The sequence below is a fragment of the Sphingosinicella ginsenosidimutans genome, assembly GCF_007995055.1.
In the GTDB taxonomy this organism is placed as follows: Bacteria; Pseudomonadota; Alphaproteobacteria; order Sphingomonadales; family Sphingomonadaceae; genus Allosphingosinicella; species Allosphingosinicella ginsenosidimutans.
The window spans coordinates 1,890,136-1,904,643 of record NZ_VOQQ01000001.1 but is presented as its reverse complement, the minus strand read 5'-3'; the positions used below and the strand labels follow the sequence as shown (position 1 = coordinate 1,904,643).

Here is a 14,508-nt window from a genome sequence, read left to right as displayed (position 1 = left end):
TCGGCAGGCCCCTCCACCGCTCTTCGCGCAGCCCCCCTCGCCATCCGCTTCGCGGACAGGGAGGATCATTCACTCGCGCCATAGCCTCCTCCCCCCGGCGTCAGGATCACGAACATGTCGCCCACGGCCATCTCCGCCGACGCCGTTGCCGAGAGCGTCTCCTCGCGCCCGTCGGAGCGCACCACCTTGTTCACCCCGGCGGCGCCGTCGCCGCCGCCGGCGATCCCGCGCGGCGCGACCCGCCGGCGGTTGGAAAGGATCGCGGCGTGCATCGGCGCGCGGAAGCGGACATGCCGTTCGACCCCGTCGCCGCCGCGATGCGCGCCCTCCCCGGCCGATCCGCGGCGGATCGCGAAACGTTCGAGCAGCACCGGAAAGCGAGTCTCCAGGATCTCAGGATCAGTGAGCCGCGAATTGGTCATGTGGGTCTGGACCGCGCTCGCGCCATCGAAGCCCGGGCCGGCGCCGGCGCCGCCGGCGATCGTCTCGTAATATTGGCGGCGCTCGTCGCCGAAGGTGAAATTGTTCATCGTCCCCTGGCTCGGCGCGAGCGCGCCGCAGGCGGCGAGCAGCGCATCGGTGACGACCTGGCTGGTCTCGACATTGCCGGCGACGACCGCGGCCGGATAATGCGGCTTCAGCATCGATCCGTCCGGGATGCGCAGCGTGATCGGGCGCAGGCAGCCGTCGTTCAGCGGGATCGGCTCGTCCACCAGGGTCCGCAGCACATAGAGCACGGCCGCGCGGCAGATCGACGCGGGCGCGTTGAAATTGGTCGGCAGCTGCGCGCTCGTGCCCGCGAAATCCACCGTCGCGGTCCGCGCCGCCGGGTCCACGTGGATCGCCACCGAAACCACCGCCCCATTATCCATTTCATAGTTGAAATATCCGGGCGAAAGCCTTTCGATCAGGCGCCTTACCGCCTCTTCCGCATAGTCCATCACATGCGCCATATAGGCGTCGATCGCGGCGCGACCGCGCTCTGCGGCGACCCGCTTCAGCTCCGCCGCCCCGCGCGCGCAGGCGGCGACCTGCGCCTTCAGATCGGCGATGTTGCGATCGGGATCGCGCGCCGGCCAGCGGCCCGATCCGAGCAGCGCGCGCATCTCGGCCTCGCGGAAATGCCCGGCCTCGACCAGGGTCACATTGTCGATCAGCACGCCTTCCTCGTCGACGGTGCGGCTGTCCGGCGGCATCGATCCCGGCGCGACGCCGCCGATATCGGCATGGTGGCCACGCGCCGCGACGAACCAGGCCGGATCGGCGTCGCCCGGCGCGGCGAAGACCGGCATGATGACGGTCACGTCGGGCAGATGGGTGCCGCCGCGATAGGGCGCGTTCAGCGCATAGGCGTCGCCCGGCTTCATCGTCCCGGCGCGCGCTTCGATCACCGTCCGGATCGAATCGCCCATCGATCCGAGATGCACCGGAATGTGCGGCGCATTGGCGATGAGATTCCCCGCCGCATCGAACAGGGCGCAGGAAAAATCGAGCCGCTCCTTGATGTTGACGCTGCTCGCCGTGTTCTGAAGCGCGACGCCCATCTCTTCGGCGATCGCCATGAAGAGATTGCCCATCACCTCCAGCATCACCGGATCGACATCGGTCCCCATTTTCGGCGCGGCTTCGCGCGGGACGGCGCGGGTGAGGATGAGATTGCCGAGCCGGTCCACCTCGGCCCGCCAGCCCGGCTCGACGACGGTGGTGGCGGTGGCATCGACGATCAGCGCGGGTCCGGGGACGAGGGTGCCGGGGGGGAGTTGGCTTCTGAGCAGGACTCCAGACTCGCTCGTCCCGGGCGAAAAGGCCGGTGGCTCGCCCGAACTGTGGACCTCGCTTTTCGCCACCGCCTCGACGATCGCGGTCTCGACCACCACCGGCGCGTCCGAGACGAAGCCGAAGCGCGCCCGGTGCGCGGTTTCGAACGAGGCCGTCATCTCGTCCGACACGGCGACCTCGATCACCGTGTCGCTCCCTTCGTAGCGGAGCGCGGCGCGGCGGCGCACCTGCGTCGGCTCGACGCCCTGCGCGGCGAGCGCCGCCACCGCCTCCGCCTCCAGCGCCGCCAGCGTTTCCGAAAGGTCCGCGCCGCCGAGCGTGCGCTGGCGCAGCTCCACCATGTCGGCAAGGCCCATGCCATAGGCGCTGAGCACCCCGGCGAGCGGGTGGATCATCACCGTTTCGATGCCGAGCGCGTCGGCGACGAGACAGGCATGTTGCCCCCCCGCCCCGCCGAAACATTGCAGCGTGTAGCGGGTCACGTCATGGCCGCGCGCGATCGAGATCTGCTTGATCGCGCTCGCCATATTGTCGACGGCGATGCGGATGAAGCCCTCGGCCACCCCCTGGGGAGTCATCCCCGCCGCCTCGGCGATCTCGGCCGCGCGGGCCAGCGAGGCCTCCGCATCGATCGGCAGGTCGCCGCCGGGGCCGAAGACGTGCGGGAAATGTTCGGGCCTGATCTTGCCGAGCACGACGTTGCAGTCGGTCACCGTCAGCGGCCCGCCGCGCCGGTAGCAGGCCGGCCCCGGCACCGCGCCGGCGCTGTCCGGCCCGACGCGGAACCGCCGCCCGTCGAAGGAGCAGATCGATCCGCCGCCGGCGGCGACGGTGTGGATCTCCATCATCGGCGCGCGCACCCTGACGCCCGCGACCGTCCGCTCGCTGGTGCGCTCATAGACGCCGGCGAAATGCGACACGTCGGTCGATGTGCCGCCCATGTCGAAGCCGATGATCCGGCCGAACCCGGCCTCCGCCGCCGTGCGCGCCATGCCGACGATCCCGCCCGCCGGGCCGGAGAGGATGGCATCCTTGCCCCGGAAGGTCGCGGCATCGGTCAGCCCGCCGTTCGACTGCATGAAGAAGAGGCGGCCCGCGGGCGTTTGCGCCAGCCCCGCCACCACGCGGTCGACATAGCGGCGCAGCACCGGCGACAGATAGGCATCGACCACCGCGGTGTCGCCGCGCCCGACCAGCTTGATCAGCGGCTCGACCTCATGGCTTGCCGAAACCTGCGTGAAGCCGATCTCGCGCGCCATGGCGACCAGCGCCGCTTCGTGCGCGCTCCAGCGCCAGCCATGCATCAGCACGATGGCGAGCGCGCGAAAGCCCTCGTCATAGGCCGCCTGGAGCGCCGCGCGCGCGGCGGCCGTGTCGAGCGGCCGCAGCACCTCGCCTTCCGCCGTCACCCGCTCGTCCACCTCGACGACGCGGCTGTAGAGCGGCTCGGGCAGCCGGATGTCGAGCGCGAAAATCTCCGGCCGCGCCTGATGGCCGATGCGAAGCGCGTCGCCCAGCCCGGCGGTGATCGCGAGCGCCACCGGCTCGCCCTTGCGCTCCAGCAGGGCATTGGTCGCGACGGTGGTGCCCATCTTCACCGCGGCAATCTCGCCGCCGCCCGCCTCGGCGAGGATCGCGGCGATGCCGGCGACCGCGGCATCGTCATAACGTTCGGGATTTTCGGACAGCAGCTTGCGGACCACGCGCTCGCCGGCCGGGCCGTGCGCGACGATATCGGTGAAGGTGCCGCCGCGATCGATCGAGAAGGTCCAGCCCCCTGAGTTCATCCGCCCGGCCTAGCATCGCCGCGACGGCCCCGCCAAGCTTGACCGCCGCGACGGCTTGCCGCAGCGAAGCGGCATGGCCGACGATTCGCCCGAAAAGCCCGCGCCGGAAGACGCGCCCGCCGACTTCGAGGTCGACGGGGACGATTATTCCGAGGAGCCGTTCACCGCGGCCGATTTCCACAATGTCGCGCAAAAGCAGATCGCCCATGCGGCGATGGAGATGCTGGCGCAGAGCAAGCTGCCCTGGGCGCTGGTCGCCCCGCTGCTCGAGGCCGCGCGCGACGTGATGGCCGACGATCTGCGCGAGGCTGGGCGGGTGCGGCTCCACACCTTGACGGCCGAGGGCGACAGCTGGGTCGATGCGGAAGAGGCCTTCCTGGGCATCGAGATCGAGGATCGGGACACCGGCCAGCCCTGGCTGTCCGAGACATGGTGGCTGTCCGATATCGCGACCGCCGACGGCGATCCGGAGGACGTGCGCGCCGTGATCCGCGCGCTCGGCCGCACGATCGCCAAGCTCGAAGCCTGGCTCGCGGCGCGGGAAGGCCCCGGCGGCGAAGGGGACACACCGCCGGGACCGGGGGACAAGACCGGTTAGTTTCCTTCGCCGGTCACGCCGCGTTCGTAGAGCTGGATGCAGCGATCGGTGACGGTGCGCGAGCAGGCCGGATAGCCGGTCTGCATCATCGCCGACGCCGCCTCGTCGCCCATCAGCGCCTCGTCCGGACCGCCGACGCCCTGGTAGGGCGAGTTCGAATCGAAGGCGGGATCGTTCGCCGCCATGTCCGTGCCGGCGTCGGGAACACCGGCGGCGAGCACCTCGTCGCCGGACGTCGTCGCGGCCATTTCGGTGCCTGGCGCCGGCATCACGCCCTCATCGGTGTCCGCGCTCGCGATTTCGGTCGCGTCGTCGGCCGGCGAGCTGTTCGCGGCCATCGCCTGGGCCTGCTCGCCGGCGAAGCCGCCGGTCGGCCGGTCCCAGCTGGCGAGCGCCGTTCGAACGCCGCGTTCGTAGAGCTGGATGCAATTGTCGTCGCCCGGGCCCGGGTGGCAGGCCGGATAATTGGCCGTCGCCGGGCGCGGCGTCGTGTCCGCCGATGCGACCAGCATGGTGGGCGCCGGCGCCTCGGCCACGGTCGGCTCCGCGCCCCATTGCGGCTCGACCGCCGGGGGCGTCGAATCCTGCATCGCCGGATCGTCCTGCCACGCCTCGTAACTGGCCGACTTCACCTTCGGCGCCCATGAATCGTCGAACGCATAGGCCTGTTCGGCATAGACCGGCTGCCAGGCCGGTTTCGCATCGGCGACGACGTCCATGTCCGCCTTCTTGAGCTGGGCGTCCGCCATCTTCACGTCGCTCTTCTCCGCTGCGAGCGGCTTGCCCTCGACCGTCTTGTCGGGCGCCCAGGCGAGCGCCGACGTGCCGAGCAGCAGTGCCGCGGCCGCGATCGCATATCTTTTCATCCTGGCCTCCATATCGGCCGGCGGTCCTGCCGCCGGCGGGAAGCCCCCTCGCTGCACGAATGCCCTGTGCGCCCCCTCCAACGAGCGAGGCGGGCATTTTCTCCGCTGTCCGGCGCAGCCCTAGAACGCTCCCGCGCGGTGGATCGCATAGCCGCCGGGGGCGGGCCGGAAGCCGCCGGCCTGAAGCGCGGCGGCGACCGCCTCGTTGACCGCGGCGACCTGCATGTCGATCCGGTAGCGGCCATCCACGGCGATCCGCAGGTCGATCCGCCCGCCGCCGCCGGCCAGCGGGATCAGCACCCACTCATTCTCGCACGAGACCTGCCCGGACAGCGCCGGCAGCGCCGCGGCGAGCGGCCCGGCAAGCGTCGCGCCCGCCTGCCCGGATGCGGCGACGCAGCGGCCGTTGACGAACGCGGCGCTGACCTCGGTCAGGTCGATCGACGCGACCGGCGCCGGGGCGAGCAGCCGGCCCGCCGCGAAGCGCCCGGTGGCGCGCCGGATCGCGAAGCCGCGATACGAGACGTCGACCGTCGCGGTGACGGGATCGGGATCGGTCCGGCTCATCGCGACGCGGGCATGGCCGACAAACAAGGGCATGACGGCAAGGCCCGCCTTCACATCGCCGATCGGCACAGGCCCCAAGGCGGCCTCCTCGATCCGGCCGCTCCACACCGTTCCCGTCGCGTCGCGCGCGCTGAGCCCCGTTCGGTCGAGCCCGAACCAGTCGAGCGCGACGCGCATCGGCATCGACAGGACGAGGGCGGCGACGAAGAAGGCCGCGAAGGCCAGCCAGCGGGTGCGCGCGCTCATCGGCTGCCTCTCGCCCGGAGGCTGGCCGCGACCGCGACCGTATGATCGGCCCCGGCGGTCGCGCGCAGCGTCTCGACCGCGACGCCATGCGTCTCGAGGTCGGCGATCCAGCCGAACAGGGCCTGCGGCCGGGCCGCCTCGATCGACAGGGTGGCGCGCGCCGGCCCGCTCGCGGTGACGCGCGCATTGGGATAGCCGGCGTCGGCGGCGCTGCGCGCGACATAGGCGGCGAGCGGGAGCGGCGCCGTCTCGCCAAGGCCGGTGCGCCGCACGTCGGCGCGCGCCCGGGCCGCGCCGAGCGCCTCGGCCGCCGCCGCCTCGCGCGCGCGCGCCGCATCGAGCGCCGCCGACAGCGGCCGCGCGATCAGCAGCCATATGAGCACGCCGGCGAGCAGCGCGCCCATGACGCCAAGCAACAGCTGCTCGCGCCGGCTGCGGCCCTGCCACCAGAGGGCGAGGCCGCTCATGCGGGGCGCACCAGAAGATCGGCGGCGGCGCGGCCGTTGCGATTGCCGACCGGCCCGCGCTCGACCGAAAGGCCGGCCGCCTCGATCCGCGTCGCGAGCATGTCGAGCGTCGCCGGCGAATCGATGAGGACGGTCGCGGCGAGGCTGCCGTCGGCGCGATAATCCACCTGGCCGAGCTCGGCGTTCGGGGTCGCGCGCACCGCATCGAACAGGGCCGGCGCGACGAGCGCGAATCCTGGCGCGGAATCGGCGCCCGTTGCGGGCCGCTGGGCCAGCGCCGCCGCCTCGGCCTCCATCCGCGCCGCCGCGCGATCGGTGAGGATGAGCTTCGCCACCGGCACCGCCAGCGTCAGCAGCACGAGCATCGCGGCGAGGAGGACGAGACGCCGGCCAGCCCCGCTCTCCAGCCGCCAGTGGCGCCGGCGTGCGAAGGCCCCCTGGCGCAGATCGATCACCGGATCGGCGGCGAGCGCCGGCAGGCCGGCTTCATAGTCCGCCTCCGCGAGCAGCGCGACCGGCGCCTCGCCGAGGATCGCCGCCGCCAGCTCGGGCTCGATCGCGAAGGCCGTCGCCGGCCCGCGATGATCGATGCCATGTCGAACGATGCCGGCCACGGGCGGCGCGATCAGCATCGGCGCGGGCACGATCGCATCGGCGTCGATGCCGACCGACGCGGCCGCATCGATCCATGCCAGCATGGTCCGCGCCGGCACCAGCGCCGCCGGCACCTTCCCGGCCTCGCGACGGCCGACGGCGACATGCATGTCCGCCAGCGGCTCCGCGCTCGAATCGGCGAGCATCAGCCGGGCCGCCGCCGTCGCCTGCGCGAGGGTCAGGTCATCGGCAAGGTCGAGCCAGTGGATCGCGACCTCGGTGCCGGGCACGGCGAGCACCGCCCGCGCCGCATCGTCGGGCAGCAGATCGCCGCCGCCGCGCGCGATCACGGCATCGCCCTCGATCAGCCGCCACGCGCCGATGGCGCCGCCATCGTCGATGAAGGCGAGCAGGGTCGCGCCGGCGCCGGGATCAGTTGGAGATGTCGGCATTTTCCCCCGTGCCGCCTTCCTGCCCGTCGGCGCCGAGGCTCATGACCTGATAGGGATGGCCGCCCGCGCCCGGCACCTTGTAGGCATAAGGATGGTTCCAGGGATCGTTCGGCAGCCGGCGGATATAATTGCCGGCGACGAGCGACTGGAGCCCTTCGGCCTGGGTCGGGTAGCGCAGGTGATCGAGCCGGTACATCTCGATCGCCTGCTCCAGCGTCGAAATGTCGGCATGGGCCTTGGTCGAGGCCGCCCGGTCCACCGCCGGCATGACGTTGATGATGACGATGGTGGCGAGCAGCCCGATGATGACGAGGACCACCATCAGCTCGACCAGGGTGAAGCCTTCTTCGTCATTCGCTTTTTCGTCGCTCCCGCGAAGGCGGGAGCCCAGCTTCCCTTTCGGCCGCCGAGCCAGGAAGGCAGCTGGATTCCCGCGTCCGCGAGAATGACGGGACAGGAAACCACGGGCCAACATCACAGTCCTCCGGCAAGCGTATCGAGTTGCAGGATCGGGAGCAGGATCGACAGCACGATCACCGCCACCACGCCGCCCATGACGATGATGATCGCCGGTTCCAGCAGCGAGAGCGCGCTCGAGGTGAAGCTGTCGAACTCGCGCTCCAGATAATCGGCGGCGCGCTCCAGCATGAGGTCCAGCCGGCCCGACGCCTCCCCGCTCGCGGCGAGATAGACGAGCAGCGGCGGGAACACCCCGGTCTTGCGGAGCGCGCCGGAGAGGCTGCCGCCGGTCCGCACCGTCTCGGCAATCTCGGCGCTGGCGTTGCGGAGCACGCGGTTGTGCACCGTCCCGGTCGTCAGGCGCAGCCCCTCCAGCAAGGGCAGCCGCGCCGCGACCATCGTCGAGAGCGTCCGCGCCATCCGGGCCGCGTGGAGATCGCGGATCAGCCGCCCGATCAGCGGCAGCTTCAGCAGCGCCGCATCGAATTTCAGCCGCGGCCCCTCCTCCTTCAGCGCCCGCCCGGCGAGCAGCACGAGCACGGCCGCCGCGATCAGCAGCGCCCACCACCAATGAGCGAGAAAATGCGAGATGCCGATCACGATCCGGGTCAGCAGCGGCAGGCGCTGGCCGATATCCTGGAACTGCTCGACGACGCGCGGCACGACGAAGATCATCAGCGCAAGCACGACGAAGGCGGCGACGATCGCGAGGATCACCGGATAAGCGAGCGTCGAGAGCACCTTGCCGCGCACCGCGGCCTGCCGCTCCAGCCAGGCCGCGAGCCGCTCGAGGATCGCCGGCAGCATCCCCGAGCCCTCGCCCGCCGAGACCATCGCGCGGTAGAGCGGCGGGAAGCTCTTCGGCTCGCGCGCCATCGCCTCGGACAGGCGGCGGCCCTCGACGACGCCGGCATGGACATGGCCGAGGATCGCGCGGACATCGTCGCGCTCCGACTGGCGCGAGAGCGTCCGCAGCGCCTCCTCCAGCGGCGCGACCTGGATCAGCGTCGCGAGCTGGCGGGTGAAGAGCGCGAGCTGCCGCGCCGACAGGCGCTTGCGCTGGAACAGATCGCGCGAGAGCAAGGGCGGCGCGGGCACGCTTTCGGCCGCCTCCTCGATCCGAACGACATAGAGCCGCCGCGCATTGAGCTGCGCCCGGGCCGCCTCGCTGGTTTCGGCGCGCACCGCGCCGCGCCGCTCGCGTCCGGCGGTGTCGAGCCCGACCCAGGCATAATCAGGCATCGGCCGCCTCGTGCCGCACCACGCGCAGCGCCTCTTCCGGGCTCGTGACTCCGTCGACGACGAGCTGCCGCGCCGCCTGGGTCAGCGTCGGCGCGCGGGCAAAGGCATGGGCGGCGATCGCCGCCTCGTCGCCGCCCGCATTGATCAGCCGCCGGATCGTGTCGTCCACCTTCACCGCCTCGAACAGGCCGATCCGCCCCTTATAGCCCGAATTTCCACAGATCGGGCAGCCGCGCGGCTCCCGCACGCTCGTCCCCGGCGCCAGGCCAAGCGCCTCGGCGAGCGATCCGGACGCCTCCGCCGGCACCGAACATTCGCCGCACAGCCGCCGCACCAGCCGCTGGGCGAGCACCGCGCGGACCGTCGATGCGATCAGGAACGGCTCCACCTTCATGTCGCGCAGCCGGGTGATCGCGCCGACCGCATCGTTGGTGTGGACGGTCGAAAGGACGAGATGGCCGGTGAGCGCCGCCTGGACCGCGATGTCGGCGGTCTCGCGGTCGCGGATCTCGCCGACCATCACGACGTCCGGATCCTGCCGCAGGATCGCGCGCAGCCCGGTCGCGAAGCTGAGCCCGACCTGCGGGTTGATCTGGGTCTGGCCGACGCCGTCGACGGCATATTCGACCGGGTCCTCCACGGTGAGGATGTTGCGCGTGCCGTCGTTGAGCAACTTGAGCCCGGCATAGAGCGTCGTCGTCTTGCCCGATCCGGTCGGCCCGGTCACGAGGACGATCCCGTTCGGCTCGGCCAGCGCGTCGCGGAACAGGGCGTTGACCGCGCTGGTCATGCCGAGCCCGTCCAGATCGATCCCCGCATTGTCCTTGTCGAGGATGCGCAGCACCACCCGCTCGCCCGCCCGGCTCGGCAGGGTCGAGACGCGAACGTCGATCAGCTTGCCGCCGAGCGTCAGCCCGATCCGCCCGTCCTGCGGCAGTCGCCGCTCGGCGATGTCGAGCCGCGCCATCACCTTGATCCGGCTGACCACGACCGGCGCCACGTGCGGCGGCATCCGAAGCGTCTCGCGGAGCACGCCGTCCATCCGCATCCGAACGACCAGCCCGCTCTCATAGGGCTCGATATGGATGTCCGAGACGCCCTGCCGCGCGGCATCGGCGATGATCGAGTTGATGAGCCGGATCGCCGGCGCGTCGTCCGACGTGTCGAGCAGGTCCTCCGCGCTCGGCAGGGCGAAATCCTCGCCGAACCCCAGCGCGCCGGCGGCGTCGGCATTGGCCTCCGCGCTCGCGGCATAGCGGTCGGAAAGCAGCCGATCGAATTCGGCCGCCGGCACCTCGCGCACCAGGAAGGGCCGCGCGAGGAACCGCCGGAGCTCGATCAGCGCCTTCGGGTCCGCGCCGGCGCGCATCGCGATCTCCGGCCGCCCGCCTTCCTCGCCGGTCGCGACGAAGCCGTGGCGGCGGGCGAAGGCATAGGGCACCCGCACGACCTCCGTGGAGGCGGGCGCCTCGCTCACCAGGGCGTCCCGTCCGGATGGGCCGGCGGCGACTCCGTCGCCGGGGCGGCGGGCAGGGCCGGCGCGGGCGCCGGCGCGACGGTGACGTCGCCGGCGGTCGGGTGCGCGCCCGGCGGCACGGTGCCCATATAATCGCGGACGAGCTCGTCCAGGCTCGGCTCCTGGTTCGGATTGAAGAGCAGCTGGCGGCCGCGCATGTAATCGTAACGACGCGCGCTCACGTCCTGCATGTCCTGTGCGCTGCGCAGGATGGTCGGCCGGATGAAGATCATCAGATTGGTCCGCACGCGCGATCGGCTGCGCGCGCGGAACAGGTTGCCGAGGACCGGGATGTCGCCGAGCAGCGGGATCCGCTCGAGCGTGCGGCGCTCATTGTCGTCGAGCAGGCCGCCGAGCGCGGCGATCTGGCCGTCGTCGACGGTGATCGTATTCTCGATCTCGCGCTTGTTGAGGATGAGATCGGGCGAGCCTTGCGTCACCGGCCCGGCGATCGAGCTGATCTCCACGCGAAGATCGAGCTTCACCTCGCCGCCGGCGTTGATCTGCGGCCGGACCTCCAGCGTGATGCCGACATTCTGGCGCTGGACGGTGCGGAAGGTGTTGTCGAAATTGGGCGACAGCGCCTCGCCGGTCGTGACCGGAATCTCCTGCCCGGCCAGCAGATAGGCTTCCTGATTGTCGAGCGTCGCGATGTGCGGGGTCGACAGGATGTTGGAGTTGCTGTCGTTGCGCACGGCGCTGATGATCGACCCGAAGATCGCATCGCCGCTGCGGATCGCGAGGCCGCCGACGCCGCCGGAAATGCCCGAAAGCTGGGCCGCGGCGGCGTTGATGAGATCGGTGGTGCCGTTGCTGGTCGTCGTCGTCGTCGATCCGTCGCCGGTCTGGATCGTCGTCGTCGTGCCGTTGAGCTCACGCGCCGCGAGCGCGCCGGCGATCGTGCCGACATTGGGCGCGATGTTGGAATAATTGGTGAGCGCGAACGGGATCGTGCCGTTGAGCCCAGCGAGGAAGAGCTGGACGCCGAGCTGCCGCGCCGCGGTGTCGGAAATCTCGACGATGATCGCCTCGACCAGAACCTGCTGGCGGCGCACGTCGAGCTGGCGGATGACCTCGCCCAGCTCGCGCTGGATGTCGGCGGTGGCGGAGATGACGATCGCGTTCGCGCCCTCGAACCGGGTGACGATGGCGTTGCGCGCGCCGACGGTGAGCTGGGCGTTGGGATTGGCCGGCTCCGCGGTCGCGGCGGCCGCGGCCGGCTGCGGGGGCGGCGGCGCGTTGCGGCCCATCGTCGCGCCGGAGGGACCGCTGGAGGCGTTGCTGTCGTTGGGGCGGCGCAGCCGGTTCGCGGCCTGGTTTTGCGCCGGCGCCTCGTTCGGCGCCTGGCCGAGCAGGCGCTGGAGCACCGGCAGGAGCTGCTCGGCATCGGCATGTTCGAGGTAGACGACCCGAATCTCGCTGCCGCGCGCCGCACGCCGGTCGAGGTCCTGGGCGACGCGGGCGAGTTCGGCGACGCTCGACGCGTCGCCCCGGATCACGATCGAATTGGCGCTGTCCACCGGCACCACCGTCACGCCATCGCCGACCAGGTTCGCGAGCGCCGAGGCGATTTCGCGCGCGCCGGCATTTTCGAGGCCGATGACCCGGCTGACGCCCGAACTGACGTCGATCTGGGCAAGGATCGCGCGCACCCGCCGGACATTGTCGGCGAAGTCGGAGACGACGATCGAGCTGCGGCTCGCGGTGATCGAACCGTCGCGGCTGACGCTTGGCCGCAGCGTCTCGATCGCCTGGGCCGGATCGATGTGGCGGACACGGAAGATTTCGGTGACGAAGCCGCTCGGGCTCGCCCGCCGCGATCCGCCGAGCTGCGCCGAGGACGAGGCCCCCGCGACGGGCTGGATGCGAAGCGCGCCGCCAGCGGCCGGCACCGCGACAAATCCGTTGGTCCGCAGCGTCGACAGGAACAGTTCGAAATATTCGCTTCGCGACAACGGCCGCTCGGTCACCACCGACACCCGCCCCTGGACGGCCGGATCGAGGATGAACGTCCGCCCGGTCACCCGCGCCGCATCCTGGACGAAGGCGCGGATATCGGCCTCGCGAAGGTTCAGCACATATTGCGCGCTTGCCGGCGTGAGCGGCGCGATCGCGATGGCAAGGGCGATCAGGACACGTTTCACCGGGACCTCAATTCGCATTGGCGCGGATGTCGCGCAGCTGGTTGGCGGTCGGCGTCGCCGCCGCAGCCGGGGCGGCCGGCGCGTTCGGCGCGGGCGTTACGGCGGGCGCAAGCGGCTGGGCCGGCGTCGCGGCGGCGGGCGCGGCGGCGGCGGGCGTGGATTGATCGAGGAACAGCTGCTCCGCCACGCCGCCGCGGCGGATCGTCACATTGTCGAACGCGACCTCGGCCAGGGTGACGCCCGGCATGATCTCCTCGCCGACCGCGAAGCTGCGCTGGGTGCCGTCGGGCAGGCCGACGATCGCCGAGCCGCGGCCGGTCGCCCGGTCCTGGCTGATTCCATAGAGCTTGAGGTTGAGCGCGGTCACGACGGCCGGCCCGCCGCCGCCCTGAAGCCGGAAGAAGGGATCGAAGCTGGCGAGGACCTCGGGCCCGGCCACTGGAACGAGCGCGCGCGACGGCCGCCAGTCGCCGATCGGCCCGTGCGGAGTCGCGAGCGTCCAGACCAGCCGCGCCCCCTGCACCGCGACCAGCGCCAGAAGCAGCAGCTCGGCGCCGAGGAGCAGCGCGGAACGCGGCAACCGGCCGGAGGGATCGATCCCCAATCGCACGATGAACGCCTGCCTCCCCTGTGCGGGCTCCCCGAAGCCCAGGGCGGCCCAGCTTTGCCGGCGCCCGCGCGATCAGCACAGGCGCGAACGAACGGCGCGGCTCATCGCGATGAATTGGCGGCCCGACGCCTCCCCTTCCCCGAAGAGTCGCTTGCGCGGACGTTTCCAGCTTTTGGGGCGGGGCGCAAGGGCCGCGACGGGCCGGCGCCCCGGAATCGGTCGGGCGGCGCCTCTAGGGAAAAGCGCCGCCCTCAAGCCACCCCTGTAGCAGCGCGATTCTGGCTAGAGGCTGAATGCCGGCCCGGCGGCGATCGCGATCCACAAGGGCCAGGCGACGAGCGCCATCAGCGCGCCGAGCGGGAGGCGCGTCGCCGCGTCCACCCGCTCGCCCCGCGCCCGCATCGCCAGCAGCGCGACCAGCCCGGCGAGGCCGGCGCCGGCAAGCACCAGCGGCAGCATCGCCCAGCCGAGCCAGGCGCCGATCGCGCCGAGGAGCTTGGGATCGCCGCCGCCAAGCCCGTCGCGGCCACGCGCGGCCCGGTAGAGCGCGCCGATCGCGGCCAGCACCGCCCATCCCGCCGCCGCGCCGATCAGCCGGTCCGCGAGCGGCGGGCCGAAGCCGGCCCAGGCGGCGGCGAGGCCGAACGGGATCAGCGGCAGCGTCAACCGGTCGGGCAGCCACTGATGCTCGACATCGAGCGCGGCGACGAGCAGCAGCCACCAGCCGAGAAGCGCCGTCACCAGCGCGAGCGGCAGCGGATGGGCCAGCGCCGCCACCACGCCCATCGCCGCGGCGGCAAGCTCGATCGCGAGATGCCGCCCGTCGATCGCCGCCCCGCAGCGACGGCAACGGCCACGCGCGACGAGGAAGGACAGAACCGGGACGAGATCGCGCGGCGCGAGCGCCGCGGCGCAGGAATCGCAGCGCGACCGGCCGGCAAGCGCGCTTGCCCCGCGCGGCCAGCGCATGATGATGGTCGCAACGAAGCTCCCCGCGATCAGGCCGAGGCCGGCGCCGACCAGGCCGAGCAAGGGCGCATTGGCAAGGACCTCCCCGAACCGCACCCCGCGCTTCTAGGGCCCGCCCTCCCCGCCCGGCAAGGCGCGAGGAGTCGCGGCCCGCCGGCCTTTTGTCCCGGCTGCGCGAGTCGGCGAGGATATTTGCGTCCCGGCGGGATGGA

At 71.7% G+C, this 14,508-nt stretch carries 12 protein-coding genes; 1 reads left to right on the top strand and 11 read right to left on the bottom strand.

Annotated elements, in window-relative coordinates:
* Positions 1–65 precede the first annotated feature (65 nt).
* Positions 66–3,566: a hydantoinase B/oxoprolinase family protein gene (locus tag FRZ32_RS09620; RefSeq protein WP_147043299.1), complete on the bottom strand. Its 3,501-nt coding sequence runs from the start codon at positions 3,564–3,566 to the stop codon at positions 66–68.
* 73 nt (positions 3,567–3,639) lie between these two features.
* Here FRZ32_RS09620 and FRZ32_RS09615 point away from each other — a divergent pair, with 73 nt between their 5' ends.
* On the top strand, positions 3,640–4,164 hold the full coding sequence (locus FRZ32_RS09615) for a hypothetical protein (protein ID WP_147043298.1): 525 nt from the start codon (positions 3,640–3,642) through the stop codon (positions 4,162–4,164).
* Here FRZ32_RS09615 and FRZ32_RS09610 read toward each other — a convergent pair.
* From FRZ32_RS09610 to FRZ32_RS09565, 10 genes are all read right to left on the bottom strand, one after another.
* Positions 4,161–5,030: a hypothetical protein gene (locus tag FRZ32_RS09610; protein ID WP_147043297.1), complete on the bottom strand. Its 870-nt coding sequence runs from the start codon at positions 5,028–5,030 to the stop codon at positions 4,161–4,163. The two genes, FRZ32_RS09615 and FRZ32_RS09610, sit on opposite strands and share 4 nt — an antisense overlap.
* 120 nt (positions 5,031–5,150) lie before the next feature.
* Positions 5,151–5,843 carry a type II secretion system protein N gene (gspN, locus tag FRZ32_RS09605; RefSeq protein WP_147043296.1) on the bottom strand — a complete coding sequence of 231 codons (693 nt, stop codon included), beginning with the start codon at positions 5,841–5,843 and terminating at the stop codon, positions 5,151–5,153.
* Entirely contained in the window at positions 5,840–6,310 is a 471-nt protein-coding gene (gene gspM, locus FRZ32_RS09600) for a type II secretion system protein GspM (protein ID WP_147043295.1), read from the bottom strand. The genes gspN and gspM overlap by 4 nt, the downstream gene beginning before the upstream one ends.
* Positions 6,307–7,356: a type II secretion system protein GspL gene (gspL, locus tag FRZ32_RS09595; RefSeq protein ID WP_147043294.1), complete on the bottom strand. Its 1,050-nt coding sequence runs from the start codon at positions 7,354–7,356 to the stop codon at positions 6,307–6,309. Before gspL ends, gspM begins: the two co-directional genes overlap by 4 nt.
* The gene (gene gspG, locus FRZ32_RS09590) at positions 7,337–7,678 is read right to left on the bottom strand and encodes a type II secretion system major pseudopilin GspG (RefSeq protein ID WP_243445251.1); all 342 of its coding nucleotides are present in this window, start codon (positions 7,676–7,678) and stop codon (positions 7,337–7,339) included. The genes gspL and gspG overlap by 20 nt, the downstream gene beginning before the upstream one ends.
* Before the next feature lie 152 nt (positions 7,679–7,830).
* Positions 7,831–9,057 (bottom strand): type II secretion system inner membrane protein GspF, encoded by a 1,227-nt coding sequence (gspF, locus tag FRZ32_RS09585; protein WP_147043292.1) that lies wholly within the window; start codon positions 9,055–9,057, stop codon positions 7,831–7,833.
* Positions 9,050–10,534, bottom strand: coding sequence for a GspE/PulE family protein (locus FRZ32_RS09580; RefSeq protein WP_243445250.1), 1,485 nt, complete (start codon positions 10,532–10,534; stop codon positions 9,050–9,052). The genes gspF and FRZ32_RS09580 overlap by 8 nt, the downstream gene beginning before the upstream one ends.
* Positions 10,531–12,735 (bottom strand): type II secretion system secretin GspD, encoded by a 2,205-nt coding sequence (gene gspD, locus FRZ32_RS09575; RefSeq protein WP_147043290.1) that lies wholly within the window; start codon positions 12,733–12,735, stop codon positions 10,531–10,533. The genes FRZ32_RS09580 and gspD overlap by 4 nt, the downstream gene beginning before the upstream one ends.
* Positions 12,725–13,327, bottom strand: coding sequence for a type II secretion system protein N (locus tag FRZ32_RS09570; protein WP_243445249.1), 603 nt, complete (start codon positions 13,325–13,327; stop codon positions 12,725–12,727). Before FRZ32_RS09570 ends, gspD begins: the two co-directional genes overlap by 11 nt.
* 282 nt (positions 13,328–13,609) lie before the next feature.
* Positions 13,610–14,392 (bottom strand): prepilin peptidase, encoded by a 783-nt coding sequence (locus FRZ32_RS09565; RefSeq protein ID WP_243445248.1) that lies wholly within the window; start codon positions 14,390–14,392, stop codon positions 13,610–13,612.
* Positions 14,393–14,508 lie beyond the last annotated feature (116 nt).